The organism is Enterobacter ludwigii, from assembly GCF_001750725.1.
Classification (GTDB): Bacteria; Pseudomonadota; Gammaproteobacteria; order Enterobacterales; family Enterobacteriaceae; genus Enterobacter; species Enterobacter ludwigii.
The window spans coordinates 503,014-529,513 of sequence record NZ_CP017279.1 but is presented as its reverse complement, the minus strand read 5'-3'; the positions used below and the strand labels follow the sequence as shown (position 1 = coordinate 529,513).

Genomic DNA, 26,500 nt, shown 5'->3' with positions numbered 1-26,500 from the left:
CTGTCCTTATCGTTATGTCATGCACTCACGAGAATACCCTGCTCCGCAAAGGCCGTCCGTAAGCGGCGTGCAAACTGCAGCGCATGCTCACCATCGCCGTGTAAACACACCGTATCCGCCTGGACTCTGGCCGTTGAACCATCAATTGCCTTTACCGAGCCCTCACATACCATCGCCAGCGTTTGCGCCAGCGCCTGTGATTCATCGGTAATAAGCGCACCGGGCAGTGAACGGGGAACCAGGCTGCCGTCCGGCTGATACCCTCTGTCAGCAAAAACTTCCTGACGGGTGGTTAACCCCAGCCGCTGTCCCGCGCGAATAAGCTCGCTCCCCGCCAGCCCCACCAGGATGAGCTGCGGGTTGCAGTCCCGCACCGCGCGGGCAATGGCATCCGCGAGGGCCGGATCTTTGGCCGCCTGATTGTAGAGCATGCCGTGGGGTTTCACATGGCGCAGCACGCCCTGCTGGGAACGCACAATCGCCTCCAGCGCGCCCGTTTGATAAAGCGTCTGGGCATACACCGTCTCAGGAGGGAGATCCATTGCCGTGCGGCCAAAATTATCCCTGTCAGGAAAACTGGGATGTGCCCCTATCGCCACGCCGTGCTTAATCGCATTACGCACGCTGTCCAGCATGGTTTGCGCGTCACCCGCGTGAAACCCGCAGGCAATATTGACCGAAGAGACCAGCGTCATCAGTTCAGCATCGGCACTTCCGCCCTCACCCAGATCGGCGTTTAAATCAATCTTTGCCATCGAGCCTCCATGCCAGTTGTTCCAGATAACGCTGCTGATCCTGGCGTGCCTTCAGCGCCTCCTCCAGCGAACATTGCACAAAATGAATCGGCTGTCCGAGAGGAATTTGCGCCAGATGGTAGCGATCCGCTTCAATGATGCAGGCAATACGCGGGTATCCCCCCGTGGTTTGCGCATCGTTCATCAGCACGATCGGCTGACCGTTACCCGGCACCTGAATGACACCAGGTAATAAACCGTGTGAGAGCAATTCCCGATCTGTCGTACGGGTCAATGGCTGCCCCTGCAGGCGGTATCCCATACGGTTACTTTGCGGGCTGATCTTCCACGGCGAACGCCAGAACGTCTCCTGAGCGACTTCATCGAACTCCTGATATTCCGGCCCCGGTAAGGCACGGATTTGGTTGGTCCATAACAGCTGTTTTACCCCCTGGGCCGTCGAGAAGTGGCGCGTTGAGGGGTTAACCGCCAGACGATCGCCGTCACGCAGCAGGCGCCCTTCATGACCGCCAATGCCGGCTTTCTGATCGGTACTGGATGAACCCAGCACCTCTGGCACATCAATCCCTCCTGCGACCGCAAGATAGCTTCGCACGCCGTGCACAGGACGTTTGAGGGTCAGACGCTGCCCGGCTTTCGCTCGCAGCCGCCAGCCTGTCCAGACCGCTTTGCCATCCAGCTCGGCGTCACAGGCGGCCCCGGTTAAGGCAAACCAGGTCTCCTCGCCGAATTCAATCACACACTGGCCAAGCGTAATTTCGAGTGCCGCCGTGCTGCCAGGGTTGCCCACCAGCACGTTAGCAATCTCCAGCGCAGGCCTGTCCAGCGCACCACAGTAGCTCACGCCCGACTGGCGCATGCCAAAGCGGCCGGCATCCTGTATGGACGTGTAAAGCCCGGCGCGAATCAGCGTTAACATACCCCCTCCTTCTGCGGGATAAAGCGCAGGGTATCGCCGGGACGAAGGAGTATGGGAACCTCCTGCCCTGGTTCAAATAACGGCCTGGACGTATGCCCGATAAGCTGCCAGCCCCCCGGTGACGTCAGAGGATAAATACCGGTCTGTTCACCCCCGATAGCCACCGTGCCCGCCGGCACGCTCAGGCGGGGTTCGGCGCGACGCGGCGTATGCAACTGCGGTGAGAGCCCCCCCAGATAGGGGAAGCCCGGCTGGAAACCTAAGAACCAGACCACGTAATCAACGCAGGCGTGCAATTCAACCACCTGCTTTTCCGTTAATCCGCAGTGTTCCGCCACCACGCCAAGATCGGGTCCATGCTCGCCGCCATACACCACCGGGATCTCAATTGTCCGGGAATCCGGCTCCAGCGCCTCGCTCTCTTCCCACCAGCGCTGCAAACGTTCAATAGCATCCAGCGCCAGCGTATGCGGATTACGCAGCACCACGGTGATGTTATTCATACCCGGAATCGCTTCAACCACTTCCGGCACATCGGCCAGGCGCTGCGTTAGCCGCCAGATACGCTTTTGCGTGGCAAGGGTCACTGGCGGTTCCAGCTCCAGAACCACTGCCGTTTCGCCCAGAAGATAACAACGCGCTCGCTGCACTCAGATACCTCTCATCAGGCCGGGTTAGGGATATCAATAAACGTGACATCCAGATCGGTATTTTCGGTCAGCCATTCACTGAGGGCGCGAATTCCGCCACGCTCGGTGGCATGGTGACCTGCCGCGTAAAAATGCAGACCTTGTTCACGCGCCGAATGGACGGTCTGCTCGGACACTTCTCCAGTGATGAAGGCGTCGACACCAAAGCGTGCCGCGCTGTCAATAAAGCCCTGACCACCACCAGTACACCAGGCAACCCGCTTCACCGTATCCGGACCGGTGTCACCGCACCAGAGCGGACGGCGTCCCAGACGCGCTTCAATCCATGAGGCCAGCTCCAGGCCGGGCACCGGCATGGCCAGCTCTCCCCAGGGCACCAGCGGCTCAATTTCACCCATGACGGTAATCCCCAACAGCTGCGCGAGCTGTACGTTATTGCCCAGCTCCGGGTGCGCATCCAGCGGCAGATGGTAACCGTACAGGTTGATATCATTTGCCAGCAGCGTTTTCAGGCGGTTTCGCTTCATACCGCGAATGATCGGTGCTTCGTTTTTCCAGAAATAACCGTGATGGACAATAACGGCATCCGCTTCCTGACGGACAGCTTCGTCCAGCAGCGCCTGGCTTGCCGTCACGCCAGTGATAATTTTCTGCACCGTTTCGCGTCCTTCAACCTGGAGGCCGTTCGGGCCGTAATCGCTGAAGGAGGCGCTGTTCAGTTTTTCGTTAATCAGGCTTTCCAGTTCGCTGTTTTTCATCATCACTCTCTTAAGCTTTGCGGGCGGCCTCGTACGCCGCCAGCGTGGCGACACGCGCCTGTTTATGGTCAACAATCGGACGGGGATAATCGAGCTTCACCCCCTGTTTATCCGCCCATGCCCACGGGTCGTGGATCGCTTTTGCAGGGACATTGCTCAGCGCGGGCAACCAGCGGCGGATAAACTCGCCGTCTGCATCAAATTTTTGTCCCTGCGTGGCAGGATTAAAAATACGGAAATAGGGCGCGGCGTCGGTTCCGGTGGACGCCGCCCACTGCCAGCCGCCGTTATTCGCCGCCAGATCGCCATCGATCAGCTGAGAAATAAAATACCGCTCCCCGACACGCCAGTCGATAAGCAGATCCTTCACCAGGAAGCTGGCGGTAATCATTCGCAGCCGATTGTGCATCCATCCGGTTTCATTGAGCTGGCGCATCGCGGCATCAACAATCGGGAAGCCCGTTTCGCCTTTCTGCCAGGCCTGTAAGTGGCTCTCGTTGTGTTGCCAGTTTACGTTATCAGTCCAGGGTATAAACGGACGATGCTTACATAAATCAGGGTGATACGTCATCAAATGGCGATAAAATTCGCGCCAGATAAGTTCGTTAAGCCAGACGGAGCCGGGCCCCCCGTCCAGTGCCTGCGGTTGTTCCGCCAGAAGACGATGCAGACACTGGCGCGGAGAGAGCACGCCCAGCGCCAGACAGGCCGATAAACGACTGGTGCCCTCTGTCGCGGGAAAATCCCTGCGCGCGTCGTAATCGCCTGCCCCCGCTTTACAAAACTGGCGCAGCTTCGCAATAGCGTTTTTTTCGGTAGCCGGGAACAGAGTCTCATCAAACGCCTGTTGCGGATAGTCAAACTCCCGCTCGGGTATCTCCGTTATGGCCTCTCCCCTCACGGTGGGTGCAGCCACACATTCCGGCAGCGCCTCCTTCAGTCTTTTAATGAAGGCATTTTTAAACGGCGTAAAGACTTTATACATCTCGTGGTTGCCGGTCATGACACTGCCCGGCGGCAGCATGACGCTGTCATCAAAACCCTGACACTCTACATCCTGCAGGATTTTCTCCAGCTGACGATCCCGCTGACGTTCATTGAATTCGTACTGATAGTTGTAAAAAAGGTGCGTGACATCGTACTGCTCACAGATTGCCTGCACGGCCTGGCATTGTGCGGAGAAGTCACTGACCTCTTTATAAATGAGCGGGATCCCTTTTTCGGCAAGCGAACACTGCAAACCATTCAGATGTGAGCTGAGGTAAGCCGCCTGGCGTGGTGCCATAGCATGCTGCTGCCACTGCCCGGGGGTGGCGATAAACACCGCCAGCACGCGGGCTTCCGGGGAGCGGCAGGCAGCCGCAAGGGCGAGATTGTCATGTACGCGCAGGTCCGCGCGAAACCAAACCAGATGGGTGGGCATAAAACTCCTGGCAATTATCCATTATGTCCGTAAGGCCATGCCACTAAAGAGAAAATGCGGCTGGCTTTTATCTACTTTGCCATGAAGTGTAGACGCGATGAAATAAAAAAGGCCGCCCGGGGCGGCCTTAACGCTACGTGTCCTGCGCCATCATGGTAAAAGCAATAAACACTGTCGGTTCATCACGTCTTACCACGAGTACGCTGGCGATAATGAACGCAATGCAAAAAGAGCGTTTCATCATGCGGCCCCTGCTGCTAACCGCTCCACCGTTCACCACCGGTGATAAGTCGGTGGACACACGCTCTGACGAGAGCCCAAAAACGGCCCAACGGACCGCGGACCCTGAGGAATAAAAAAAACCGCCACATTGCTGTAGGCGGTTTTTTTTATTGCTGTGTGTCGTCTTCGTATCAGTAAAAATCGCAGGTCGCTTTCTCGGCCTGATCCATCCACACCGGCTTCTCGCTGGTTTTGGCCCAGACGCGGTGCAAATAGCTATAAAAACGTGCGCGGTCTTTCCAGAAGAGCATCACCGGCAGGGCCAGCACGCCAGCCACTACGGCGAAAGTGCGACGCATGAAAACGATATGAGCCGGATACGCTTTATAAAGTTCCATAATTTCTCCCCTATAGTTGGCCGGAAACATGCTCCGGAAAATTTGAAATTTGTGATCTGGCTAAAATAATACCGCTTTGTTTGTAATTTTACTACTCATCAGACCAGTTATTTTCATCCATTTAGTGAATATTTACATTTCCGCCGTAAGTAAGTTACAAAAAAGTTAACGATTTACTTACCAATAGTTAAATTGTGCCTTTTCCATTTTTATACTTTTTTTACACCCACCCTGCCGATTTTTGCGAAATCTTTGCGCCATAAATCCTACCGTTAACACAAATACAAATGTCACTCGGAGGTGGATTGTGAGTGCAGGTCTGATTACCGGCATCGTGCTGGTGTTCCTGTTATTGGGTTATCTGGTATACGCCCTGATTAATGCGGAGGCCTTCTGATGGCTGCTCAGGCGTTTTTACTTATAGCCAGCTTTTTACTGGTCTTAATGGTGCTTGCCAGACCGCTGGGAACGGGGCTCGCGCGGCTGATCAACAACGTGTCCTTACCGGGTACGGGAAGTATCGAAAAAGGGATCTGGCGCGTACTGGGAATACGCGATCAGGAGATGAACTGGCGTCAGTATCTGGTCGCTATTCTGCTGCTGAATATCGTTGGGCTGGTCGCGCTCTTTGTCATGCTGATGTTGCAGGGTAGCCTGCCGCTGAACCCGCAACAGTTACCGGGCTTGTCCTGGCATCTTGCGCTGAATACGGCCGTCAGCTTTGTCACCAATACCAACTGGCAATCCTACGCCGGCGAAACCACGCTGAGCTACTTCAGCCAGATGGTGGGATTAACCGTACAAAATTTCCTCTCAGCAGCCAGCGGCATCGCGGTTGTCTTCGCGCTGACGCGTGCGTTTGCACGTCAGAATATGGGTACGCTGGGCAATGCCTGGGTCGATCTCACGCGCATTACTCTGTGGGTCTTACTTCCGATTGCTCTGCTCATCGCGCTGTTCTTTATTCAGCAAGGTACGCTGCAAAACCTGCTGCCTTACGCCCCTTATACCTCGCTTGAAGGGGCAAAACAGCTTCTGCCGATGGGGCCTGTGGCCTCACAGGAAGCCATTAAGATGCTCGGTACGAATGGTGGCGGTTTCTTCAATGCCAACTCATCGCATCCGTTTGAAAACCCAACGGCACTGACCAACGCAGTGCAAATGCTGGCGATCTTCCTGATCCCCGCAGCGCTGTGCTTTGCTTTTGGCGATGTGGTGAACGATCGTCGTCAGGGTCGCACCCTGCTCTGGACCATGTCGCTAATCTTTGTCGTCTGTGTTGCGCTGGTGATGTGGGCCGAATGGCAAGGTAACCCGCATTTCCTGACGCTGGGCGCTGACGGCACCATGAATATGGAAGGGAAAGAGAGCCGCTTTGGCATTCTCGCCAGCAGCCTTTATGCCGTGGTCACGACGGCGGCATCCTGCGGGGCGGTCAATGCTATGCACGACTCCTTCACGGCACTGGGCGGCATGATCCCGATGTGGCTGATGCAGATCGGTGAAGTGGTATTCGGCGGCGTAGGCTCGGGTCTTTACGGCATGCTGCTGTTTGTTCTGCTGGCGGTGTTCATTGCGGGTCTGATGATTGGTCGCACCCCGGAATATCTGGGCAAAAAAATCGATGTCCGTGAGATGAAGTTAACCGCGCTGGCGATTCTGGTCACCCCCGCCCTCGTGCTGGCTGGTACCGCACTGGCACTGATGACGGAGGCCGGACGCAGCGGCATCTTCAACCCTGGCATCCACGGCTTTAGCGAAGTGCTTTATGCCGTCTCTTCTGCTTCTAACAATAACGGTAGTGCCTTCGCAGGCTTAAGCGCTAACTCACCGTTCTGGAACTGTCTGCTGGCGTTCTGCATGTTCGTGGGCCGTTTCGGGGTCATTGTGCCGGTGCTGGCGATTGCCGGGTCGCTGGTGAGCAAAAAAATTCAACCGACCACCAGCGGGACGTTGCCGACCCACGGCGCGCTGTTTATCGGACTGCTGGCCGGTACCGTGCTGCTGGTCGGCGCCCTGACCTTTATCCCCGCCCTCGCGTTAGGCCCGGTCGCGGAATACCTCTCTTTACGCTGATTTTGCGGAGAATTTGTCATGAGTCGTAAACAAATGGCCCTGTTTGAACCGTCGTTAGTTCGACAGGCCCTCATGGATGCGGTGAAAAAGTTGAGCCCGCGCGTGCAGTGGCACAACCCGGTGATGTTTATCGTCTGGATAGGGAGTTTACTCACCACCGCGCTGGCGATTGCCATGGGAACGGGTCATCTGCAGGGGAATGCGACGTTCACCGGCGCTATCAGCCTGTGGCTGTGGTTCACCGTACTGTTTGCCAACTTTGCGGAAGCGCTGGCGGAAGGCCGCAGCAAAGCGCAGGCCAATAGCCTCAAAGGGGTGAAAAAGACCGCTTTTGCGCGCAAATTACGCGAACCGAAATACGGTGCCCAGATGGACCATGTCCCGGCAGATGAACTGCGTAAAGGTGACGTGGTGCTGGTCGAAGCCGGGGACATTATTCCCTGCGACGGTGAAGTCATTGAAGGCGGCGCGTCGGTAGATGAAAGTGCCATCACCGGGGAATCCGCTCCCGTCATACGTGAATCCGGGGGTGATTTCGCCTCCGTAACGGGCGGGACACGCATTCTCTCCGACTGGCTGGTGATCCAGTGTAGCGTCAACCCGGGTGAAACCTTCCTTGACCGTATGATTGCCATGGTGGAAGGCGCGCAGCGTCGTAAAACACCAAACGAAATTGCCCTGACCATCCTGCTGGTGGCGCTGACGATTGTCTTTCTGCTGGCAACCGCCACGTTGTGGCCATTCTCCGCTTACGGCGGTACCGCGGTCACCACCACCGTCCTGGTGGCGCTGCTGGTCTGCCTGATCCCGACCACCATCGGGGGGCTGCTGTCGGCCATCGGCGTGGCCGGTATGAGCCGTATGCTGGGCGCGAACGTCATCGCGACCAGCGGACGTGCGGTAGAGGCCGCAGGGGATGTAGACGTTCTGCTGCTGGATAAAACCGGGACAATTACCCTCGGTAACCGCCAGGCGTCAGAGTTCTTACCTGCCCCCGGCGTGGATGAAAAAACGCTGGCGGATGCGGCGCAACTCTCTTCCCTCGCCGATGAAACGCCGGAAGGCCGCAGTATCGTGATCCTCGCCAAGCAGCGCTTTAACCTGCGCCAGCGCGACGTTCAGAGTCTCCATGCGACTTTCGTTCCCTTCACGGCACAAACCCGAATGAGCGGCATCAACATTCAGGACCGCATGATCCGTAAAGGCTCCGTCGACGCAATTCGTCGCCACATTGAAGCCAACAATGGTCATTTCCCACCAGAAGTGGACAACCTGGTCGAGAGCGTGGCACGTCAGGGCGCGACGCCGCTGGTGGTGGCTGAAGGGGCACATGTGCTGGGAGTGATTTCGCTGAAGGATATCGTAAAAGGCGGGATCAAAGAGCGCTTTGCCCAGTTGCGGAAAATGGGGATCAAAACGGTGATGATCACCGGGGACAACCGTCTGACCGCCGCCGCGATTGCTGCCGAAGCGGGCGTGGATGATTTTCTCTCGGAGGCAACGCCTGAAGCCAAGCTGGCATTAATTCGTCAGTATCAGGCGGAAGGTCGCCTGGTGGCGATGACGGGTGATGGCACCAACGATGCCCCTGCCCTAGCGCAGGCCGACGTGGCGGTGGCCATGAACTCCGGTACCCAGGCGGCGAAAGAGGCGGGCAACATGGTCGACCTCGACTCGAACCCGACCAAGCTGATTGAAGTTGTGCACATCGGTAAGCAGATGCTGATGACGCGCGGTTCACTGACAACGTTCAGTATCGCCAACGACGTCGCAAAATACTTTGCCATCATTCCCGCGGCGTTTGCGGCCACCTATCCGCAGCTTAATGCGCTGAACGTGATGCATCTGCACTCGCCAGCATCAGCCATTCTCAGTGCGGTTATTTTTAACGCCCTGATTATTGTCTTCCTGATCCCGCTGGCGCTCAAAGGGGTGAGCTATAAACCGCTGACCGCGGCCGCCATGCTGCGCCGCAACCTGTGGATTTACGGGCTGGGTGGGCTGATTGTCCCCTTCATCGGTATCAAGGTTATCGACCTGCTGTTGACGCTGTTTGGGCTGGTTTAAAAGGTGAATCAAATGACGATGTTACGTCCCGCTATACTTCTGTTTATTCTGTTGTCGCTTATTACCGGCGGGCTTTACCCGCTGGTGACCACCGCGCTGGGCCAGTGGTGGTTTAAGGATCAGGCCAACGGCTCGCTGATCGTGCAAAACGGTGAAAACCGCGGTTCGCGTCTGATTGGACAGAATTTTACCGACGCCCGTTACTTCCAGGGACGCCCTTCCGCCACTGCCGAAAGCCCGTATAATCCGATGGCATCCGGTGGCAGTAACCTGGCCGGCAGCAACCCGGAGCTGGATAAAGCCATTGCCGAACGTGTAGCTGCCCTGCGCGCCGCAAATCCACAGGCCAGCCGGGAGGTGCCTGTGGAACTGGTGACGGCCTCTGCGAGCGGGCTGGACTACAGCCTGACGCCGAAAGCGGTGGCATGGCAGATCCCCCGCGTCGCAGCGGCCCGTCAGCTGACGGTGGAACAGGTGAGCAAGCTGGTCGCAGAGTATACGCAAAAACCGCTGGTCAGCTTCATCGCCATGCCCGTGGTGAATATTGTTGAGCTGAATCTGGCGCTGGACGCGCTAAGGAAAAACTAAATGACCGACGAGCCCATGCGCCCGGATCCGGACAGGCTGCTCGAACAGACGGCTGAAGCCCATCGCGGCAAACTGAAAATCTTCTTCGGCGCCTGTGCTGGCGTCGGGAAAACCTTCGCCATGCTGACAGAAGCCCAGCGGCTTCGGGCGCAGGGGCTCGATATTCTTATCGGCGTGGTGGAAACCCACGGCCGGAAAGAGACGGCAGCACTGTTGAAGGGGCTGGCGACACAGCCGCCTCGCCGTATCAGCCATCGTGGGCGTCTGGTCACGGAGTTCGATCTCGACGCCGCCCTCGCCCGCAGGCCCGCGCTTATCCTGATGGACGAACTGGCACACAGTAATGCTTCAGGCTCGCGCCACCCCAAACGCTGGCAGGACGTTGAAGAGCTGCTTGAAGCAGGCATTGATGTTTTCACCACGGTAAATGTTCAGCATCTCGAAAGCCTGAACGACGTGGTCAGCGGCGTGACCGGGATTCAGGTTCGCGAAACCGTACCCGATCCCTTTTTCGACTCTGCGGACGAAGTGGTGCTGGTCGATCTGCCTCCAGACGATCTGCGCCAGCGACTGCATGAAGGAAAAGTCTATATTGCAGGTCAGGCCGAACGCGCCATCGAACATTTCTTTCGCAAAGGCAACCTGATAGCCCTGCGCGAGCTGGCCCTGCGTCGCACGGCGGATCGCGTGGACGATCAGATGCGCGCCTGGCGTGACCTGCAAGGGCAGGAGCGCGTCTGGCATACGCGGGATGCCATTCTGCTGTGTGTGGGTCACGGCAGCGGCAATGAAAAGCTCGTCCGCACCGCAGCGCGTCTGGCGGCCAAGTTTGGTAGCGTCTGGCATGCGGTCTATGTCGAGACGCCGCAGCTTCACGCGCTGCCTGAAAACCAGCGCCGCGCGATCTTAAGTTCGCTGCGTCTGGCACAGGAGCTGGGCGCAGAAACCGCCACCCTCTCCGATCCCCAGGAAGATAAAGCCATTCTGCGCTACGCGCGTGAGCACAACCTCGGGAAAATTGTCATTGGCCGTCGTCAGCATCGTCGCTGGTTTAGCCGCGAATCCTTTGCTGACAAACTGGCCCGGCGTGCTCCCGACCTCGATCTGGTAATTGTCGCACTGGATGACAAACCCACCCCTTTACCCAACCGCGCACCGGACAGCCGCACTTTTAATGATAAATGGCGAATTCAGATCCGCGGCTGTCTTGTCGCCGTCGTGCTCTGCGCGCTGATCACCGTGATTGCCAGCCACTGGCTGATTGCCTTCGATGCGGCCAATCTGGTGATGATCTACCTGCTCGGCGTGGTCGTGGTGGCGCTCTTTTACGGGCGCTGGCCCTCAGTACTGGCGACGTTCATCAACGTCATCAGCTTCGATCTGTTCTTTATCGCGCCCCGCGGAACGCTCGCCGTTTCGGATGTGCAGTACATTCTCACCTTTGCCGTGATGCTTACCGTTGGGCTGGTGATCGGTAATCTGACGGCGGGTGTGCGCTATCAGGCCCGTATCGCGCGCTACCGCGAACAGCGCACACGGCATCTTTATGAGATGTCTAAATCGCTGGCGGTTGGCCGTACGCCGCTGGATATTGTGCAGACCAGCGAGCAGTTTATCCGCTCGACCTTTCACGCCAGCAACCTGATTTTACTCCCGGACGAACACGGGAAACTGCGCCCGCTGACCTCGGCCTCAGGCATGACGCCCTGGGATGAAGCCATTGCGCGCTGGAGCTTTGATAAAGGACTCCCTGCGGGTGCAGGGACGGACACCCTGCCCGGCGTACCGTATCAAATTCTGCCGCTGCGCAGTGCCGATAAAAATCAGGGGCTGGTGATCGTTGAACCTTCGAATCTGCGCCAGCTGATGATCCCCGAACAGCAGCGATTGCTGGAGACATTTACCCTGCTGGTGGCAAGCGCACTGGAACGGCTGGCGCTTACCGCCAGCGAAGAACAGGCCCGTCTGGCAAGCGAGCGCGAGAGCATTCGTAACTCATTGCTGGCCGCCCTCTCCCACGACCTTCGCACCCCACTCACCGTGCTGTTTGGCCAGTCAGAAATTTTGACGCTGGATTTGGCAGCGGAAGGCTCGAAACATGCGTTGCAGGCCAGCGAGATCCGCCAGCATGTGCTGAACACCACACGCCTGGTAAATAATCTGCTTGATATGGCGCGTATTCAGTCGGGCGGATTTAACCTCAAAAAAGAGTGGCTCACGCTCGAAGAGGTGGTGGGTAGCGCTTTGAAAATGCTGGAGCCGGGCCTCGGTGGGCGCCATATTGCGCTGAACATGCCCGAACCGCTGACGTTAATTCACGTTGATGGCCCGCTGTTTGAACGCGTGCTGATCAATCTGCTGGAAAATGCCGGCAAATACGCAGGAGCAAACGCCCGGATTGGGGTGGATGCCACGGTGGAAGATCACACGCTACGGCTTGACGTCTGGGATACCGGGCCGGGTATCCCTGCCGGACAGGAGTTCGCTATTTTCGAGAAATTTGCCCGCGGTAATAAAGAGTCGGCCATTCCCGGCGTGGGTCTGGGTCTGGCGATTTGCCAGGCGATTATTGACGTTCATGGCGGTACCATTTCGGCGGAGAATCGCCCGGAAGGCGGCGCACGTTTTTGTGTTAAACTTCCTCTGGAAGCCCCGCCAGAACTTAATGAATTACCAGAGGATTTGTGATCAACGTTCTGATTGTTGAAGATGAGATCGCCATTAGCCGGTTTCTGCGTGCTGCGCTGGAAGGCGATGGTCTGCGCGTTCATGACGCCGGCACGCTCCAGCGGGGTTTGATTGAAGCGGCCACGCGCAAACCTGATCTGGTGATCCTCGATCTCGGCCTGCCGGATGGCGACGGCATCGATTTTATTCGTGAGGTTCGACAGTGGAGTCAGATGCCCATTCTGGTGCTGTCAGCCCGTACCGAAGAGTCGGATAAAATCGCGGCGCTGGATGCCGGAGCGGATGACTATCTGATTAAGCCTTTTGGTATTGGCGAACTGCAGGCTCGCCTTCGTGTCGCGCTGCGTCGTCACAGCGCCACCACCCCTGCCGACCCAACATACACGTTTGGTGATATTCGGGTTGATCTGGCAGCACGGCGCATTGTTCGCGGTGAAGAGGAAATCCATCTCACCCCCATCGAGTTTCGGCTACTCGCCGTTTTGCTCAATAATCACGGTAAGGTACTCACCCAGCGCCAGCTGTTGAGTCAGGTGTGGGGGCCAAACGCCGTGGAACATAGTCACTATTTACGCATATATATGGGACACCTTCGACAAAAACTGGAAGTTGACCCCGCGCGTCCTCGTCATTTATTAACTGAAACCGGTATCGGTTATCGGTTCATGCTTTGAATAACTATTCAGTTTATTTTTAAATAAAAATCTACCCTCCCATAAAATACGCGAAAAATAATCTCCGGGTTATTTTTTGGTATGTTTATGTCCATTCAGCACATTCATAATACAATCCGTTAACGCAACATCAACATATCAGCATTTTGATCTGCGATATTCATCAAAAGCGAATATTTATTTCTGATTTGATCGGTTAACGGTGATCTGTTTCACAGTTAATCGCTTTTTCCAGGATAAAATGTCCATGCTTTCAATTACTGAAAGGAAATGAAACATGGAAAACAATAATCGTTTAATGCCCCATATAAGGCGGACAACTCATATCATGATGTTTGCCCACCGAAACTGTTTTGACTTTCATATCTTTAATGCCCGGTAGTCCTTCGACTTCTGGCGCACACGCTTACAGGTTATCCTGAAACACCCTATTTTACAGGCCTTTGCCTGTGAACCCGTGCGCTCATTCATCTTAATTCAGGCTCATCCGCGACCGGGCGGACTGAATTCTATTCAGCAAAAAACGCATTACTGATTTTTTTAATCAGCGGCCTCCTTTTGCTGTTTTCCGGCATATTATCGATTTCTTTTCTGCAAGAAATCGAGGGACTGTTATTACCTAAAATAAAGAGAGAAAGATGAAAAGTTTAAAAATTGCAGCCAGCCGCGCCTGCCCTGATTGCTTTACCACTCACCGTGAACTGGTTGATATCAACGCCACGGATTATATTGATGTTGCCGCTATTGTTCTGGCCGTCAGCGATATTTTCACTGGTCGTATAGAAGAAATAGAAGCAACCGGATTTGGCATTCCTGTTTTTGTCGCGACGCATAAAGAAGAAATTATCCCGGCAGAGTATTTATCGCGGATCCACGGCGTATTCGAAGCATCAGACACCAGCAACGACTTCCACGGACGCCAACTGGAAGCGGCCGCGCAGAAGTATGAAACCCAACTGCGTCCGCCGTTTTTCCGGGCTCTGGTCGACTATGTCAAACAGGGTAACAGCGCCTTCGACTGCCCGGGTCACCAGGGCGGGCAATTCTTCCGCCGTCACCCTGCCGGCAATCAGTTTGTCGATTTCTTTGGCGAAACCCTTTTCCGCTCAGACCTGTGCAACGCCGACGTGGCGATGGGCGATCTGCTGATCCACGAAGGGGCACCCTGCATTGCGCAGCAACATGCGGCCAAAGTCTTTAATGCCGATAAAACCTACTTCGTGCTGAACGGAACCTCATCGTCCAACAAAGTGGTGCTCAACGCCCTTCTCACTCCGGGCGACCTGGTCCTGTTCGATCGCAACAACCATAAATCCAACCACCATGGAGCACTTCTTCAGGCGGGCGCAACGCCGGTCTATCTGGAAACCGCACGTAACCCGTACGGCTTTATTGGCGGCATCGACGCCCACTGCTTCGAGGAGAATTATCTGCGTGAGCTGGTGTCCGAAGTGGCGCCGGGCCGTGCCCGCGACGCGCGTCCGTTCCGCCTGGCGGTGATTCAGCTGGGTACCTACGATGGCACCATCTATAACGCTCGCCAGGTCGTGGATAACATCGGCCATCTGTGCGACTACATCCTGTTTGACTCTGCCTGGGTGGGTTACGAGCAGTTTATACCGATGATGGCCGATTGCTCTCCGCTGCTGCTGGAGCTGAATGAAAACGATCCAGGGATCCTGGTCACCCAGTCAGTCCATAAACAGCAGGCCGGTTTCTCACAGACCTCGCAAATCCACAAGAAGGACAGCCACATCAAAGGCCAGCAGCGCTATGTTCCGCATAAGCGGCTGAATAATGCCTTCATGATGCACGCGTCCACCAGCCCGTTCTATCCGCTGTTTGCTGCACTGGATATCAACGCCCGCATGCATGAGGGACAGAGCGGCCGCAACATGTGGATGGACTGCGTGGTGACCGGTATCGAAGCCCGTAAGCTGATCCTGCAGAACTGCCAGTATCTTCGCCCGTTCGTGCCGGAACTGGTTGATGGCCGTCCGTGGGAAAGCTGGGACACCGCTGAGATTGCCACGGATCTGCGCTTCTTCCACTTCGTGCCCGGTGAACACTGGCACGCCTTCGAAGGCTATGCCGAACATCAGTATTTTATCGATCCGTGCAAACTGCTGCTGACCACGCCGGGTATTAACGCCCGGACCGGTGAGTACGAGGATTTCGGCGTCCCCGCCACTATTCTCGCCAACTTCCTGCGTGAAAACGGCATCGTGCCGGAAAAATGCGATCTCAACTCCATCCTGTTCCTGCTCACGCCTGCCGAGGATATGGGCAAACTGCAGCAACTGGTCGCGCAACTGGTGCGCTTCGAAAAACTGCTCGAGACGGATGCCCCTCTAAAAGAGGTGCTGCCTTCTGTCTGTAAACAGTATCCGGAGCGCTATGCAGATTACACCCTGCGCCAGATTTGCCAGGAAATGCATGAGCTGTACGCCCGCCACAACGTGAAGCAGCTGCAAAAAGAGATGTTCCGCAAGTCTCACTTCCCGCGCGTCATGATGAACCCGCAAGAGGCGAACTATGCCTACCTGCGGGGTGAGGTCGAGCTGGTCTCACTGCGCGATGCGGAAGGTCGCATTGCCGCCGAAGGCGCCCTTCCTTATCCACCGGGGGTATTGTGCGTTGTGCCGGGTGAAGTCTGGGGCGGTTCCGTGCTGCGCTACTTTGCTGCGCTGGAAGAGGGTATCAACCTTTTACCGGGCTTCGCGCCGGAACTGCAGGGCGTTTACGTTGAGGAGTGTGACGGTCGTAAGCAGGTTCGTTGTAACGTCATCAAACACGCTGCCGCTCAGCCATCGCTGCTGAAAGGAGAAAAATTATGAGCAAGTCCAATAAAATGGGCGTGGTGCAGCTGACCATTCTCACCATGGTAAACATGATGGGGTCCGGGATCATCATGCTACCCACCAAGCTTGCGGAAGTAGGAACCATTTCGATTATCTCCTGGATGGTGACCGCAGTGGGGTCAATGGCACTGGCCTGGGCATTCGCCAAGTGCGGTATGTTCAGCCGCAAGCCCGGCGGGATGGGCGGCTACGCCGAATATGCCTTTGGCAAATCCGGTAACTTCATGGCCAACTACACCTACGGCGTCTCTTTGCTGATCGCTAACGTGGCGATTGCCATTTCCGCCGTGGGTTACGGTACGGAGCTATTCGGTGTGGCGCTGACCCCGGTGCAAATCGGGCTGGCCACCATCGGCGTGCTGTGGATCTGCACCGTGGCAAACTTTGGCGGCGCGCGCATTACCGGACAGATCAGCAGTATTACCGTCTGGGGGGTCATTATCCCGGTGGTTGGGCTGTGCATCATCGGCTGGTTCTGGTTTAGCCCCACGCTGTACGTCAACTCCTGGAACCCACACCATGTTCCGTTCTTCACCGCAGTGGGCTCTTCCATCGCCATGACGCTGTGGGCCTTCCTGGGGCTGGAATCTGCGTGTGCTAACGCCGAAGTGGTGGAAAACCCGGAGAAGAACGTACCGATTGCCGTGCTTGGCGGTACGCTGGGCGCAGCAGCCATTTACATTGTCTCAACCAACGTGATTGCAGGGATTGTACCGAACATGGATCTTGCCAGTTCCACGGCACCGTTCGGTCTGGCCTTTGCGCAGATGTTTACGCCGGGTGTCGGGAAAGTGATCATGGGGCTGATGGTGATGTCCTGCTGCGGCTCGCTCCTCGGCTGGCAGTTCACCATTGCTCAGGTCTTTAAATCATCCGCTGACGAAGGGTATTTCCCGAAAATCTTCTCCCGGGTCAGCAAAGCAGAGGCACCGGTTCAGGGCATGCTGGCGATTGTTATCTTCCAGAGTGGGTTATCTTTGATGACCATCAGCCCGTCGCTGAACAGCCAGTTCAACGTGCTGGTCAACCTGGCGGTAGTGACCAATATCATTCCATATATTCTGTCGATGGCGGCGCTGGTCATCATTCAGAAGGTGGCGAAGGTGGACGCAGGCAAAGCGAGGGTGGCGAATATTGTGGCGCTGATTGGGGCAATTTACAGCTTCTATGCGCTCTACTCTTCCGGCCAGGAAGCCATGCTGTATGGTGCGATGGTGACCTTTATGGGCTGGACGCTGTACGGTCTGGTATCACCGCGGTTTGAATTGAAAAATAAACACAGTTAATGCAAAAGCAAAACGGCAACCCTGGGGTTGCCGTTTTGATTGCATCGTGAGGGCATCAGCCCACCGCGATTTACGCGTTTTTCAGCACTTCGCTGACAATCTCTACCGCTTCTTTCTCAATCAGCTTACGGTGTTCGTCGCCGAGGAAGCTCTCACAATAGATTTTGTATGCATCTTCCGTACCGGATGGACGCGCGGCAAACCAGCCGTTTTCGGTCATCACTTTCAGACCACCGATTGAGGCACCGTTACCCGGGGCCGCCGTCAGACGGGCCGTGATAGGATCACCGGCCAGCGTGCTGGCACTGACCATCTCCGGAGAGAGTTTAGACAGCGCTGCTTTCTGCGCGGAGGTCGCGCCAGCCTGAATACGGTTATAGCTTGGCGCGCCAAAGCGTGCCGCCAGCTCGTTATAGTGTTCCTGCGGATTTTTACCGGTGACAGCGGTGATTTCCGCCGCCAGCAGGCACATGATGATCCCGTCTTTATCGGTGGACCATGGCGTGCCGTCGAAACGCAGGAAGGATGCGCCCGCGCTCTCTTCACCGCCAAAACCGAAGCTGCCGTCGTGCAGACCGTCAACAAACCATTTGAAGCCTACCGGTACTTCCACCAGCTTACGGCCCAGCGCCTCAACCACGCGGTCAATCATCGCCGAGGAGACAAGCGTTTTACCTACAGCCACCTCTTTGCCCCACTGTGGACGATGCTGGAACAGGTAGTTGATGGCAACCGCAAGATAATGGTTCGGGTTCATCAGCCCTGCCGGGGTGACAATACCGTGGCGGTCATAATCCGGGTCGTTGGCAAACGCCAGGTCGAATTTATCACGCAGCGCCAGCAGGCCCGCCATCGCGCACTCGGAAGAGCAGTCCATACGGATTGCGCCGTCTTTATCCAGGTGCATAAAGCGGAAGGTCTGATCAACGTGATCGTTAACGATGGTCAGGTTCAGCTTGTAATGCTCTGCGATGCGTTTCCAGTATTCGATACCGGAGCCGCCGAGAGGGTCAACGCCCAGCTTCAGACCGGCTTTCTGGATTGCCGCCATATCGACGATATCCGCCAGACCTTCCACAAATGGCTGTACCAGATCCTGCTCTTTCACATGGCCGGACGCCATGGCCGCATCCAGAGAGAGGCGTTTCACCCCTTTCAGGCCATCCGCCAGCAGCGCATTGGCACGATCTTCAACCACTTTCGTGACGTTCGTGTCTGCCGGTCCACCGTTAGGCGGGTTGTATTTGATCCCACCGTCTTCCGGCGGGTTGTGTGATGGAGTGATCACAATCCCGTCAGCCAGCGCGCCGCCTTTTTTGTTGTGGACAAGGATCGCGTTAGAGACCGCAGGGGTCGGCGTGAAGCCGTTATTTTCCTGAACAATGACGTCAACGCCATTCGCCGTCAGCACTTCCAGCACGGAAATGAACGCCGGTTCAGACAGAGCATGGGTATCTTTTCCCACATAGCACGGACCGGTAACGCCGTTTTTAGCGCGCTCTTCCGCGATGGCCTGAGCAATAGCCAGAATGTGCGGTTCGTTAAAGCTATGGCGCGCCGCGCTACCGCGGTGGCCAGATGTACCAAACTTCACTGCGTGTTCTGCGTTGCCCACGACCGGTTTCAGCACGTAATACTGCGCGGTCAGCTGAGCGACGTTAATCAAATCGCTTTGTTGTGCAGGTTGGCCTGCACGGCTGTGATTTGCCATTACCGGGTCCTTCTGATGCAAGGGTTAAATTGTACCGCAAACCTTTTCAATCAATTCCGCCGGGAACTGCATGGACTGCATGATGTGTTCAACCATGCTGCACTTGCGGCCCGTATTGGTATTGGTGATGACCCAGTACGGTGTGCCCGGGACATGTTTAGGTTTGGTTTGGTTGCCATTTTGCAGCAGCGTTTGCTCGTCGCCTGCGAAATAGACGCGGGTACGACCGTGCAGCGACTCGGTCGCTTCAGCAAACGCTTTGTTATCCAGTGAATAGAGTGTAGACAGCACCAGCATGAAGCGGTTAACCGCTTTTTTCTGCTCGGCGTACTCATCAGAGAGCAGCAACTCGCGCATCGCACGTACTTTGTCTTTCACTTGCGCGACGGCAGGTTTTGCTTGTGCAACAACGTTTTGTTGAGACACGACATCTTTAGTGACTGGGGTAGCAGGCTGTGAGGCGGCGGAAATTTTAAGCATGCGCCGTAAAATGTCGGACGCACTCTCCCCGATATGCCGCGTCTGGCTGGCAATATACTGATAGAGTTCGTCATCAACTTCGATTGTTTTCATCTTAATCCAGTGCAATATCTTATCTGAATACAAGTCGTTGGGATTATAAAGTTAAATTCCAACAGCGGATAGCGTCAAACCAGGTTGGCGGCAAAAGTCAGATTAAACTGGAACCTTGCAGCCGGGCGGCAGAATGGTCAACATGATACCCTAACCTGACATACGTAAAAAAAGAACTTTGCCATGAAATTGAATACCCGAGCGCAAACTGCACAATCGCCGAACAATAATTCTCCCATCGTACTGGTTCACGGGCTTTTTGGCAGCCTGGATAACCTGGGGGTGCTGGCGCGCGATCTGGTTACCGATCACGATATTTTGCAGGTCGATATGCGAAATCACGGTCTTTCCGGGCGTTCAGAAGAGATGACCTACGCGGCAATGGCCCAGGATCTGCTCGATACGCTTGATGCCAACCATCTTCAGAAGGTGACGCTCATCGGGCATTCTATGGGCGGCAAGGCGGTAATGGCCCTGACGGCGCTGGCACCGGACAGAATCAACGGTCTGGTCGTGATCGACGTTGCCCCGGTGGATTACGACGTGCGTCGTCATGACGACATTTTTGCTGCCATCAATGCGGTGACAGAGGCTGGGGTTTCAACCCGCCAACAGGCCACAGCCGTCATGCGCGAATATCTTAATGAAGAAGGCGTTATTCAGTTTCTGCTGAAGTCGTTTGTCGACGGCCAGTGGCGTTTCAACGTGCCGGTACTCTGGGCGCAGTACAACAACATCGTCGGCTGGGATACGGTGCCCGCCTGGCAACACCCTACCCTCTTTATTCGCGGCGGTAACTCCCCTTATGTCACCGACGCCTACCGCGACACCTTGCTGGCGCAATTCCCGCAGGCGCGCGCCCATGTCATCGCCGGTGCCGGACACTGGGTTCACGCGGAAAAACCTGACGCCGTGTTACGCGCCATCCGCCGCTATCTCTCTGATACTGCGAATTGATTAAAAAGAGAGCGACTGGAAGGTTGCGGGCTTCCAGTCGTTGGCGTGCCGTTTTTGGTGATGTATGATGGCGCGCTCATCGCCCGGGCAATAGCAGGGCGGCTTGTTTCCCCCGAAGTCTCAGAATCATGGCCAAAGAACAAACGGACCGTACGACACTAGATCTGTTCGCGAATGAGCGTCGACCGGGACGACCGAAAACGAATCCGCTTTCGCGCGATGAACAGCTGCGTATTAATAAACGCAACCAGCTTAAACGCGATAAAAATCGTGGGCTTAAGCGTGTCGAACTGAAGCTCAATGCCGATGCCGTCGATGCGCTTAACGAACTGGCTGAAGCGCGTAATATCAGCCGTAGCGAGCTCATTGAAGAGATGTTGATCGCCCAGCTTGAGACGTTGCGCCGCCAGGCATAAGTCTGAAAATCCCCTTTCTTACCCTTTTCATGTAGCACAGAGTGCAGTCCTGCGCGATAGCTGTTTCCGCGGGGTTGCCAGTTCTGCTATTATTGCCCTTATCCGTGGACAAATTGCGCCACCATACCATTAAGTTTCAAGAGGTTATTTTACTCATGGCAATCATCGGCATTTTCTTCGGCAGTGATACCGGCAATACCGAAAATATCGCAAAAAACATTCAAAAACAGCTCGGTAAAGACGTTGCCGATGTGCATGACATCGCCAAGAGCAGCAAAGAAGATCTCGAAGGCTATGACATCCTGTTGCTGGGTATCCCAACCTGGTACTACGGTGAAGCCCAGTGTGACTGGGATGATTTCTTCCCGACGCTGGAAGAAGTGGACTTCAACGGCAAGCTGGTCGCCCTGTTTGGCTGCGGCGATCAGGAAGACTACGCTGAGTACTTCTGTGACGCGCTGGGCACTATCCGCGATATCATTGAACCGAATGGTGCAGTTATCGTAGGCCACTGGCCGACTGCAGGTTACCACTTCGAAGCGTCTAAAGGCCTGGCCGATGACGACCACTTCGTGGGTCTGGCGATCGACGAAGACCGTCAGCCAGAACTGACCGCAGAGCGCGTTGAGAAGTGGGTGAAGCAGATCCGCGAAGAACTGCACCTGGACGATATTCTTAACGCCTGATTGTTAGTGTGGCGCAACCCCGGTTGCGCCCAGGAACCGGGTCAAACGATTAAATTAATCGCTACAATCTTTTAACTTTTTCGCCCAGACCTGTACAATGTCTCCCAGGTAAAATGGGGTGCCATTGAGTAAGTTTGTCGGTGATACCACGTTTTTATAAGCATACTTTGCCTGAGACTTGCAGTTTTCATTTAGCCATGGCAGTTCTATAATGAGACGCATTATTCCAGGTGCATTTTCTGTCACTTCCTCCAGAAGTGAATCGTTTAGCAACAGGACAGATTCCGCATGACTGACAACAATACCGCATTAAAGAAGGCTGGCCTGAAAGTTACGCTTCCTCGGTTAAAAATCCTTGAAGTGCTTCAGGGTCCAGACAATCACCATGTCAGTGCGGAAGACCTTTACAAGCGTCTTATCGACATGGGTGAAGAGATTGGGCTGGCAACCGTCTATCGCGTGCTGAACCAGTTTGATGACGCGGGCATTGTTACCCGTCATAATTTCGAAGGCGGTAAATCTGTATTCGAACTGACCCAGCAGCAGCACCACGATCACCTGATCTGCCTGGATTGTGGCAAGGTCATTGAATTTAGCGATGATTCCATCGAAGCACGTCAGCGTGAAATCGCTGCTCGTCATGGTATCCGCCTGACCAACCATAGCCTGTATCTGTATGGTCACTGTGCAGAAGGTGATTGCCGCGAAGACGATCACGCACACGACGCCAAATAAGTCGAACTTTCATACTCTGAGCCAGCCGCAAGGTTGGCTTTTTTTTGCCTGTCACCCGGCAAAAAAAAGCCCGGTAAGCACAGCGCCACCGGGCCTTAACACACTTACTTAATTTCCGTTGTTACTGCGTATTTCCTTCCAGATCTGGTCGCAACGCTTCGCCACTTCCTGATCGTTACCGGTTTTACGCGCCTGAATACAGGCCTGATAGTCCATTACGCGAACATTTTCCTGCGTCGCAAACTGCTCATGCGCCTTCTCTTTCTTCAGCACATTCAGCACGCTCTGGCAGGCTTCAATTTTCTCCGGTGAACCTTCAGCGGTGTTAATGCAGGCGCTGTAAGCCTCCTTCAGGCGAGAATTTTCTTTCGGTGCCGGGTCCTGGGCGCAAGCCACCAGCCCCGAGGCCAGCAACGCGACGATTACCATTTTTTTCATCATGTGCAGTCTCCATTCCGGCGGGACGGAACCCGCCGGAGCGTTCATCAGAAGATAGTGAATGGTGCGATAACCATGAATTTCACGTCACGTTCATCCTGGAAGATGTTGCCGTAACCGCCCGCGTAGCTTGGAATATCAGAGTGGTTGTCATACTGCGTGAAGTGCAGCTTGAACATCGTGCCTTTCGCACGTCCGTCCTGCACGGTATAGATGGCATCCAGGCTGTAAGAGGACTCTTTCAGACGGTAGTTCGGATCGTAGTACGCATCCGGTATGGCCATGTCGCCCGGTTTGGCGTCCCAGGCATACGCGTAGGAGGCACCCACAGCCCAGCCCGGCAGGTTCCAGTTTTTCAGGTCATACATTGCGCCGAAGAAGACCGCTTTTTCGCCGTCGGCGTTGAAGTCAGAGCGGTTATCCCACCAGATATCCAGACGACCGTTGGAAGATGCGTAAGTCGGGGTCATACGCTGCAGGAAGTAGCCCTGCTGCCCTTCCGCCTTCACCCATGTTCCTTCCAGACGCAAATCCACCTGACCCACTTTGTAGCCAAAGGTCAGCGCCTGCAGCCAGGCCGTGCCGTCATAAATATCGTTGACGCCACCATCGCTGACTTTGTCTCGCGTGCCGTAGAACTGGTAACTGGTACTCAACGGACTCCCTGCGATATCAAATTTGTAGCTGGCTTTGGCAAAATACTGATCGATATAGCCTTCAGCCTGACCAAAGGCGGCTTCTAACACGAGGTCGTTTTTAAAATCGTACTTCGCACCCAGCGAGTGGAGGTAATCCACTTTGGTTTTTTTATCGTTCTGGTAAAACTTATCCATTTCGATATGCCACGGGGCTTTGTATTCGTTGGTCCACATATAGGAGAAACTCAACGCACCCGCATCACCGTAGTCAAAGTTAGCGCCAGCTTCAGCGCCCTGGTAAGTACCAGGCATAAAACTCCAGTGTGGCGCTAACAGGGTTTGGCCAGTTGGCTGAATATATCCGCCGCGCGCCCAGACTGGACCATATTTGAATTTTGCAGCGGCTTTATACAGACTGATACCGCTTTTATCGCCGGACCAGTCTTCTTTATAGGCCTTATTGCTGGACGAGAAGGCAATTTCGTTCGGGTGTCCGCTGTCGCCATTTTCCGCCATTTCAATTGCCGTGAATGCGGCAATATCCAGGCCGAACATATCGGCGGCATAGCCTGACTGGAAGTCGAGGTTGGCGTTCCAGGTAGAGTGAGAAAGGTTGGTTTTGTATTTGTCTTCGGTAACGTCTTTACGGTCACGTTCACGCTGCCAGTAATAAATACCGCCCGTGAGGGTAGAATCTTCGATGAAACCTGCTGCCTTAGCCTCTGGCGCAATCACCAGGCCTGACATTGCTGTCACACCGGCGATAGCCAGCGCCAGCGCACTACGTTTGCCACTGAACGTACGCATAGATTATTCCTCTTTGACGAATTAAAACGCCTGAACGGCGAAAAAGATAAAAGACCAAAAGGTCAGGGGTAGTCAGAAATACCCTCGAATTAACTACCGCCTTTAGGTTATTTTTCGCGACGCGAATTATCAATGCTTTTCCGTGGGCAAAAGTCAGGATTATGACGAAGTGCACATAATTAGTAGTGCTTTGTAACATTTAGCGGGAGACGAGATTTGGCGGGGCAAGTCATTAAATTTAAGCCAGTAATTGTGTAAATTACTGGTTATTTTCAGGCCTTCACTATTTTCAGAAATATACAAACTTTTTTTAGAAAAATAAGTAGCACCACATTGACCTGAATATTGCGCAGACATTATTTTTGCTCGCGCTTAACGATATGATCATTCAATAAAAAAACGCCGCATTACGCGGCGTTTGTCTCTCATTGACCAGAGCAGCGTTATTATTCGCCGACTTTAGTCCAGGTATCACGCAGACCAACGGTACGGTTAAACACCGGTTTTTCCGAGGTACTGTGACGGCTGTCGAGGCAGAAGTAGCCTTCACGTTCGAACTGGAACGCTTTGCCCGCTTCAGCGGCTTTCAGAGACGGCTCAGCATAACCCTGCTTGATGACCAGAGATTCCGGGTTGATTGTCGCCAGGAAGTCTTCTGCTGCACCTGGGTTAGGCACGCTGAACAGACGATCGTACAAGCGAATTTCAACCGGCAGCGCATGTGTTGCACTTACCCAGTGGATCACGCCTTTCACTTTGCGGCCATCTGCCGGATCTTTGCTCAGGGTTTCAGCGTCGTAAGAGCAGAAGATGGTGGTGATATTCCCTTCCGCATCTTTCTCAACACGCTCAGCTTTGATCACGTATGCGTTACGCAGACGCACCTCTTTACCCAGCACCAGACGCTTGTACTGCTTGTTCGCTTCTTCGCGGAAGTCAGCACGATCGATCCAGATTTCACCGCTGAACGGCACGTCACGGGTGCCCATTTCCGGTTTGTTCGGATGGTTAGGCATGGAGACCATTTCGCTCGCGCCCTGCGGGTAGTTTTCGATAACCAGTTTTACCGGATCGATGACGGCCATTGCGCGCGGCGCGTTGTCGTTCAGATCTTCACGGATGCAGGATTCCAGAGAGGCGATCTCAATGGTGTTATCCTGCTTGGTCACGCCGATGCGCTTACAGAACTCGCGAATAGACGCGGCAGTATAACCACGGCGACGCAGACCCGAGATGGTTGGCATACGCGGATCGTCCCAGCCCTCAACGTGCTTGTCGGTCACCAGCAGGTTCAGCTTACGCTTGGACATCACCGTGTATTCCAGATTCAGACGAGAGAATTCGTACTGACGCGGATGCACCGGGATCGTGATGTTATCCAGAACCCAGTCGTACAGACGGCGGTTATCCTGGAACTCCAGCGTACACAGGGAGTGCGTAATGCCTTCCAGCGCATCGCTGATGCAGTGGGTAAAGTCGTACATCGGGTAAATGCACCACTTGTTACCGGTCTGATGGTGTTCAGCGAACTTGATACGGTACAGAACCGGATCGCGCATCACGATGAACGGTGATGCCATGTCGATTTTGGCACGCAGGCACGCTTTACCTTCCTCGAAGCCACCCGCACGCATTTTTTCAAACAGCGCCAGGTTCTCTTCAACGCTGCGATCGCGGAACGGGCTGTTTTTACCCGGCGCGGTCAGCGTGCCGCGGTATTCGCGGATCTCGTCAGCAGACAGCTCGTCGACATACGCCAGACCTTTATTGATAAGCTCGACCGCATAGGCATACAGCTGATCAAAATAGTCAGAGGAGTAGCAGATATCGCCAGACCAGTTGAAGCCCAGCCATTGCACGTCATTCTTAATAGACTCAACGTATTCGATGTCTTCTTTTACTGGGTTGGTGTCATCGAAACGCAGGTTGCACTGTCCCTGGTAGTCTTGCGCGATGCCAAAGTTCAGGCAGATCGATTTTGCATGACCAATATGCAGGTAGCCGTTTGGCTCCGGCGGGAAACGGGTATGAACTGTGGTGTGCTTACCACTGGCCAGATCTTCATCGATGATCTGACGAATAAAGTTACTCGGGCGGGCTTCAGCCTCACTCATCGTGGATTCCTCAAAGCGTAAACAACGTATAACGGCATATGATCTTATAAGCCGGACGTA

24 protein-coding genes are annotated in these 26,500 nt (G+C 54.9%); 13 read left to right on the top strand and 11 right to left on the bottom strand.

Features of this window, described 5'->3' with window-relative positions; all coding sequences use genetic code 11:
- Window positions 1-17: 17 nt before the first annotated feature.
- The 6 genes from pxpA to BH714_RS02430 all read right to left on the bottom strand — a co-directional run bounded on the left by pxpA (window position 18) and on the right by BH714_RS02430 (window position 5,125).
- Complete coding sequence (gene pxpA, locus BH714_RS02455) at window positions 18-755, bottom strand: 5-oxoprolinase subunit PxpA (protein ID WP_014169165.1); 738 nt, start codon at window positions 753-755, stop codon at window positions 18-20.
- Window positions 742-1,674 carry a 5-oxoprolinase subunit PxpC gene (gene pxpC / locus BH714_RS02450; RefSeq protein WP_040016946.1) on the bottom strand — a complete coding sequence of 311 codons (933 nt, stop codon included), beginning with the start codon at window positions 1,672-1,674 and terminating at the stop codon, window positions 742-744. Before pxpC ends, pxpA begins: the two co-directional genes overlap by 14 nt.
- Window positions 1,668-2,324, bottom strand: coding sequence for a 5-oxoprolinase subunit PxpB (gene pxpB / locus BH714_RS02445; protein ID WP_014169163.1), 657 nt, complete (start codon window positions 2,322-2,324; stop codon window positions 1,668-1,670). Before pxpB ends, pxpC begins: the two co-directional genes overlap by 7 nt.
- 14 nt (window positions 2,325-2,338) lie before the next feature.
- Window positions 2,339-3,082, bottom strand: a complete 744-nt coding sequence (locus tag BH714_RS02440) for a type 2 GTP cyclohydrolase I (protein WP_020884971.1) — start codon at window positions 3,080-3,082, stop codon at window positions 2,339-2,341.
- 10 nt (window positions 3,083-3,092) lie between these two features.
- On the bottom strand, window positions 3,093-4,505 hold the full coding sequence (gene phrB / locus BH714_RS02435) for a deoxyribodipyrimidine photo-lyase (RefSeq protein ID WP_040016945.1): 1,413 nt from the start codon (window positions 4,503-4,505) through the stop codon (window positions 3,093-3,095).
- A 413-nt stretch (window positions 4,506-4,918) separates the two neighbouring features.
- On the bottom strand, window positions 4,919-5,125 hold the full coding sequence (locus BH714_RS02430) for a YbfA family protein (RefSeq protein WP_040016944.1): 207 nt from the start codon (window positions 5,123-5,125) through the stop codon (window positions 4,919-4,921).
- A 307-nt stretch (window positions 5,126-5,432) separates the two neighbouring features.
- Here BH714_RS02430 and kdpF point away from each other — a divergent pair, with 307 nt between their 5' ends.
- The 9 genes from kdpF (at window position 5,433) to potE (ending at window position 17,365) form a co-directional block, all read left to right on the top strand.
- Window positions 5,433-5,522, top strand: a complete 90-nt coding sequence (gene kdpF / locus BH714_RS02425; RefSeq protein ID WP_015386886.1) for a K(+)-transporting ATPase subunit F — start codon at window positions 5,433-5,435, stop codon at window positions 5,520-5,522.
- Window positions 5,522-7,201 carry a potassium-transporting ATPase subunit KdpA gene (gene kdpA, locus BH714_RS02420; protein WP_040016943.1) on the top strand — a complete coding sequence of 560 codons (1,680 nt, stop codon included), beginning with the start codon at window positions 5,522-5,524 and terminating at the stop codon, window positions 7,199-7,201. The genes kdpF and kdpA overlap by 1 nt, the downstream gene beginning before the upstream one ends.
- A gap of 18 nt (window positions 7,202-7,219) precedes the next feature.
- Window positions 7,220-9,268 (top strand): potassium-transporting ATPase subunit KdpB, encoded by a 2,049-nt coding sequence (kdpB, locus tag BH714_RS02415; protein WP_040016942.1) that lies wholly within the window; start codon window positions 7,220-7,222, stop codon window positions 9,266-9,268.
- 12 nt (window positions 9,269-9,280) lie between these two features.
- Window positions 9,281-9,856, top strand: coding sequence for a potassium-transporting ATPase subunit KdpC (gene kdpC / locus BH714_RS02410; protein WP_040016941.1), 576 nt, complete (start codon window positions 9,281-9,283; stop codon window positions 9,854-9,856).
- Window positions 9,857-12,544 carry a two-component system sensor histidine kinase KdpD gene (gene kdpD / locus BH714_RS02405; RefSeq protein WP_014169155.1) on the top strand — a complete coding sequence of 896 codons (2,688 nt, stop codon included), beginning with the start codon at window positions 9,857-9,859 and terminating at the stop codon, window positions 12,542-12,544.
- Window positions 12,541-13,218, top strand: coding sequence for a two-component system response regulator KdpE (kdpE, locus tag BH714_RS02400; RefSeq protein ID WP_014169154.1), 678 nt, complete (start codon window positions 12,541-12,543; stop codon window positions 13,216-13,218). Before kdpD ends, kdpE begins: the two co-directional genes overlap by 4 nt.
- A 277-nt stretch (window positions 13,219-13,495) precedes the next feature.
- Window positions 13,496-13,600 carry a leader peptide SpeFL gene (gene speFL / locus BH714_RS23965; protein WP_106503839.1) on the top strand — a complete coding sequence of 35 codons (105 nt, stop codon included), beginning with the start codon at window positions 13,496-13,498 and terminating at the stop codon, window positions 13,598-13,600.
- Between the two features lie 256 nt (window positions 13,601-13,856).
- A complete protein-coding gene (gene speF, locus BH714_RS02395) occupies window positions 13,857-16,055 on the top strand; it encodes an ornithine decarboxylase SpeF (RefSeq protein WP_020884975.1) in 2,199 nt (732 codons plus the stop codon).
- Window positions 16,052-17,365: a putrescine-ornithine antiporter gene (gene potE, locus BH714_RS02390; protein WP_014169152.1), complete on the top strand. Its 1,314-nt coding sequence runs from the start codon at window positions 16,052-16,054 to the stop codon at window positions 17,363-17,365. The genes speF and potE overlap by 4 nt, the downstream gene beginning before the upstream one ends.
- 70 nt (window positions 17,366-17,435) lie before the next feature.
- Here the strand turns inward: potE and pgm are convergent, their stop codons facing one another.
- Together pgm and seqA are read right to left on the bottom strand one after the other, a co-directional pair.
- Window positions 17,436-19,076 carry a phosphoglucomutase (alpha-D-glucose-1,6-bisphosphate-dependent) gene (pgm, locus tag BH714_RS02385; protein WP_020884976.1) on the bottom strand — a complete coding sequence of 547 codons (1,641 nt, stop codon included), beginning with the start codon at window positions 19,074-19,076 and terminating at the stop codon, window positions 17,436-17,438.
- A 24-nt stretch (window positions 19,077-19,100) separates the two neighbouring features.
- Window positions 19,101-19,649 carry a replication initiation negative regulator SeqA gene (gene seqA, locus BH714_RS02380; protein ID WP_020884977.1) on the bottom strand — a complete coding sequence of 183 codons (549 nt, stop codon included), beginning with the start codon at window positions 19,647-19,649 and terminating at the stop codon, window positions 19,101-19,103.
- 183 nt (window positions 19,650-19,832) lie between these two features.
- Here seqA and ybfF point away from each other — a divergent pair, with 183 nt between their 5' ends.
- The 4 genes from ybfF to fur all read left to right on the top strand — a co-directional run bounded on the left by ybfF (window position 19,833) and on the right by fur (window position 22,443).
- Window positions 19,833-20,606 (top strand): esterase, encoded by a 774-nt coding sequence (ybfF, locus tag BH714_RS02375; protein ID WP_020884978.1) that lies wholly within the window; start codon window positions 19,833-19,835, stop codon window positions 20,604-20,606.
- Between the two features lie 128 nt (window positions 20,607-20,734).
- Window positions 20,735-21,022 carry a LexA regulated protein gene (gene ybfE / locus BH714_RS02370; protein ID WP_014169148.1) on the top strand — a complete coding sequence of 96 codons (288 nt, stop codon included), beginning with the start codon at window positions 20,735-20,737 and terminating at the stop codon, window positions 21,020-21,022.
- A gap of 155 nt (window positions 21,023-21,177) precedes the next feature.
- Window positions 21,178-21,708 (top strand): flavodoxin FldA, encoded by a 531-nt coding sequence (gene fldA, locus BH714_RS02365; RefSeq protein ID WP_008501067.1) that lies wholly within the window; start codon window positions 21,178-21,180, stop codon window positions 21,706-21,708.
- A 288-nt stretch (window positions 21,709-21,996) separates the two neighbouring features.
- Window positions 21,997-22,443: a ferric iron uptake transcriptional regulator gene (gene fur, locus BH714_RS02360; protein ID WP_014169146.1), complete on the top strand. Its 447-nt coding sequence runs from the start codon at window positions 21,997-21,999 to the stop codon at window positions 22,441-22,443.
- Window positions 22,444-22,551: 108 nt separating this feature from the next.
- On the opposite strand, the gene chiQ is transcribed toward fur, so the two are convergent.
- The 3 genes from chiQ to glnS all read right to left on the bottom strand — a co-directional run bounded on the left by chiQ (window position 22,552) and on the right by glnS (window position 26,440).
- The gene (gene chiQ, locus BH714_RS02355; RefSeq protein WP_040019004.1) at window positions 22,552-22,881 is read right to left on the bottom strand and encodes a ChiQ/YbfN family lipoprotein; all 330 of its coding nucleotides are present in this window, start codon (window positions 22,879-22,881) and stop codon (window positions 22,552-22,554) included.
- Between the two features lie 47 nt (window positions 22,882-22,928).
- A complete protein-coding gene (gene chiP / locus BH714_RS02350) occupies window positions 22,929-24,326 on the bottom strand; it encodes a chitoporin ChiP (RefSeq protein WP_040016940.1) in 1,398 nt (465 codons plus the stop codon).
- Between the two features lie 446 nt (window positions 24,327-24,772).
- Window positions 24,773-26,440 carry a glutamine--tRNA ligase gene (gene glnS / locus BH714_RS02345; protein WP_040016939.1) on the bottom strand — a complete coding sequence of 556 codons (1,668 nt, stop codon included), beginning with the start codon at window positions 26,438-26,440 and terminating at the stop codon, window positions 24,773-24,775.
- Between the last annotated feature and the right edge of the window lie 60 nt (window positions 26,441-26,500).

Coding starts and splice junctions, on each gene's coding strand:
- seqA (WP_020884977.1), bottom strand. CDS start 19,649: ATGAAAACAATCGAAGTTGATGACGAACTCTATCAGTATATTGCCAGC.
- ybfF (WP_020884978.1), top strand. CDS start 19,833: ATGAAATTGAATACCCGAGCGCAAACTGCACAATCGCCGAACAATAAT.
- kdpD (WP_014169155.1), top strand. CDS start 9,857: ATGACCGACGAGCCCATGCGCCCGGATCCGGACAGGCTGCTCGAACAG.
- fldA (WP_008501067.1), top strand. CDS start 21,178: ATGGCAATCATCGGCATTTTCTTCGGCAGTGATACCGGCAATACCGAA.
- pgm (WP_020884976.1), bottom strand. CDS start 19,076: ATGGCAAATCACAGCCGTGCAGGCCAACCTGCACAACAAAGCGATTTG.
- chiP (WP_040016940.1), bottom strand. CDS start 24,326: ATGCGTACGTTCAGTGGCAAACGTAGTGCGCTGGCGCTGGCTATCGCC.
- pxpA (WP_014169165.1), bottom strand. CDS start 755: ATGGCAAAGATTGATTTAAACGCCGATCTGGGTGAGGGCGGAAGTGCC.
- kdpB (WP_040016942.1), top strand. CDS start 7,220: ATGAGTCGTAAACAAATGGCCCTGTTTGAACCGTCGTTAGTTCGACAG.
- speF (WP_020884975.1), top strand. CDS start 13,857: ATGAAAAGTTTAAAAATTGCAGCCAGCCGCGCCTGCCCTGATTGCTTT.
- speFL (WP_106503839.1), top strand. CDS start 13,496: ATGGAAAACAATAATCGTTTAATGCCCCATATAAGGCGGACAACTCAT.
- chiQ (WP_040019004.1), bottom strand. CDS start 22,881: ATGAAAAAAATGGTAATCGTCGCGTTGCTGGCCTCGGGGCTGGTGGCT.
- kdpA (WP_040016943.1), top strand. CDS start 5,522: ATGGCTGCTCAGGCGTTTTTACTTATAGCCAGCTTTTTACTGGTCTTA.
- fur (WP_014169146.1), top strand. CDS start 21,997: ATGACTGACAACAATACCGCATTAAAGAAGGCTGGCCTGAAAGTTACG.
- BH714_RS02430 (WP_040016944.1), bottom strand. CDS start 5,125: ATGGAACTTTATAAAGCGTATCCGGCTCATATCGTTTTCATGCGTCGC.
- phrB (WP_040016945.1), bottom strand. CDS start 4,505: ATGCCCACCCATCTGGTTTGGTTTCGCGCGGACCTGCGCGTACATGAC.
- glnS (WP_040016939.1), bottom strand. CDS start 26,440: ATGAGTGAGGCTGAAGCCCGCCCGAGTAACTTTATTCGTCAGATCATC.
- potE (WP_014169152.1), top strand. CDS start 16,052: ATGAGCAAGTCCAATAAAATGGGCGTGGTGCAGCTGACCATTCTCACC.
- pxpC (WP_040016946.1), bottom strand. CDS start 1,674: ATGTTAACGCTGATTCGCGCCGGGCTTTACACGTCCATACAGGATGCC.
- kdpC (WP_040016941.1), top strand. CDS start 9,281: ATGACGATGTTACGTCCCGCTATACTTCTGTTTATTCTGTTGTCGCTT.
- ybfE (WP_014169148.1), top strand. CDS start 20,735: ATGGCCAAAGAACAAACGGACCGTACGACACTAGATCTGTTCGCGAAT.
- BH714_RS02440 (WP_020884971.1), bottom strand. CDS start 3,082: ATGAAAAACAGCGAACTGGAAAGCCTGATTAACGAAAAACTGAACAGC.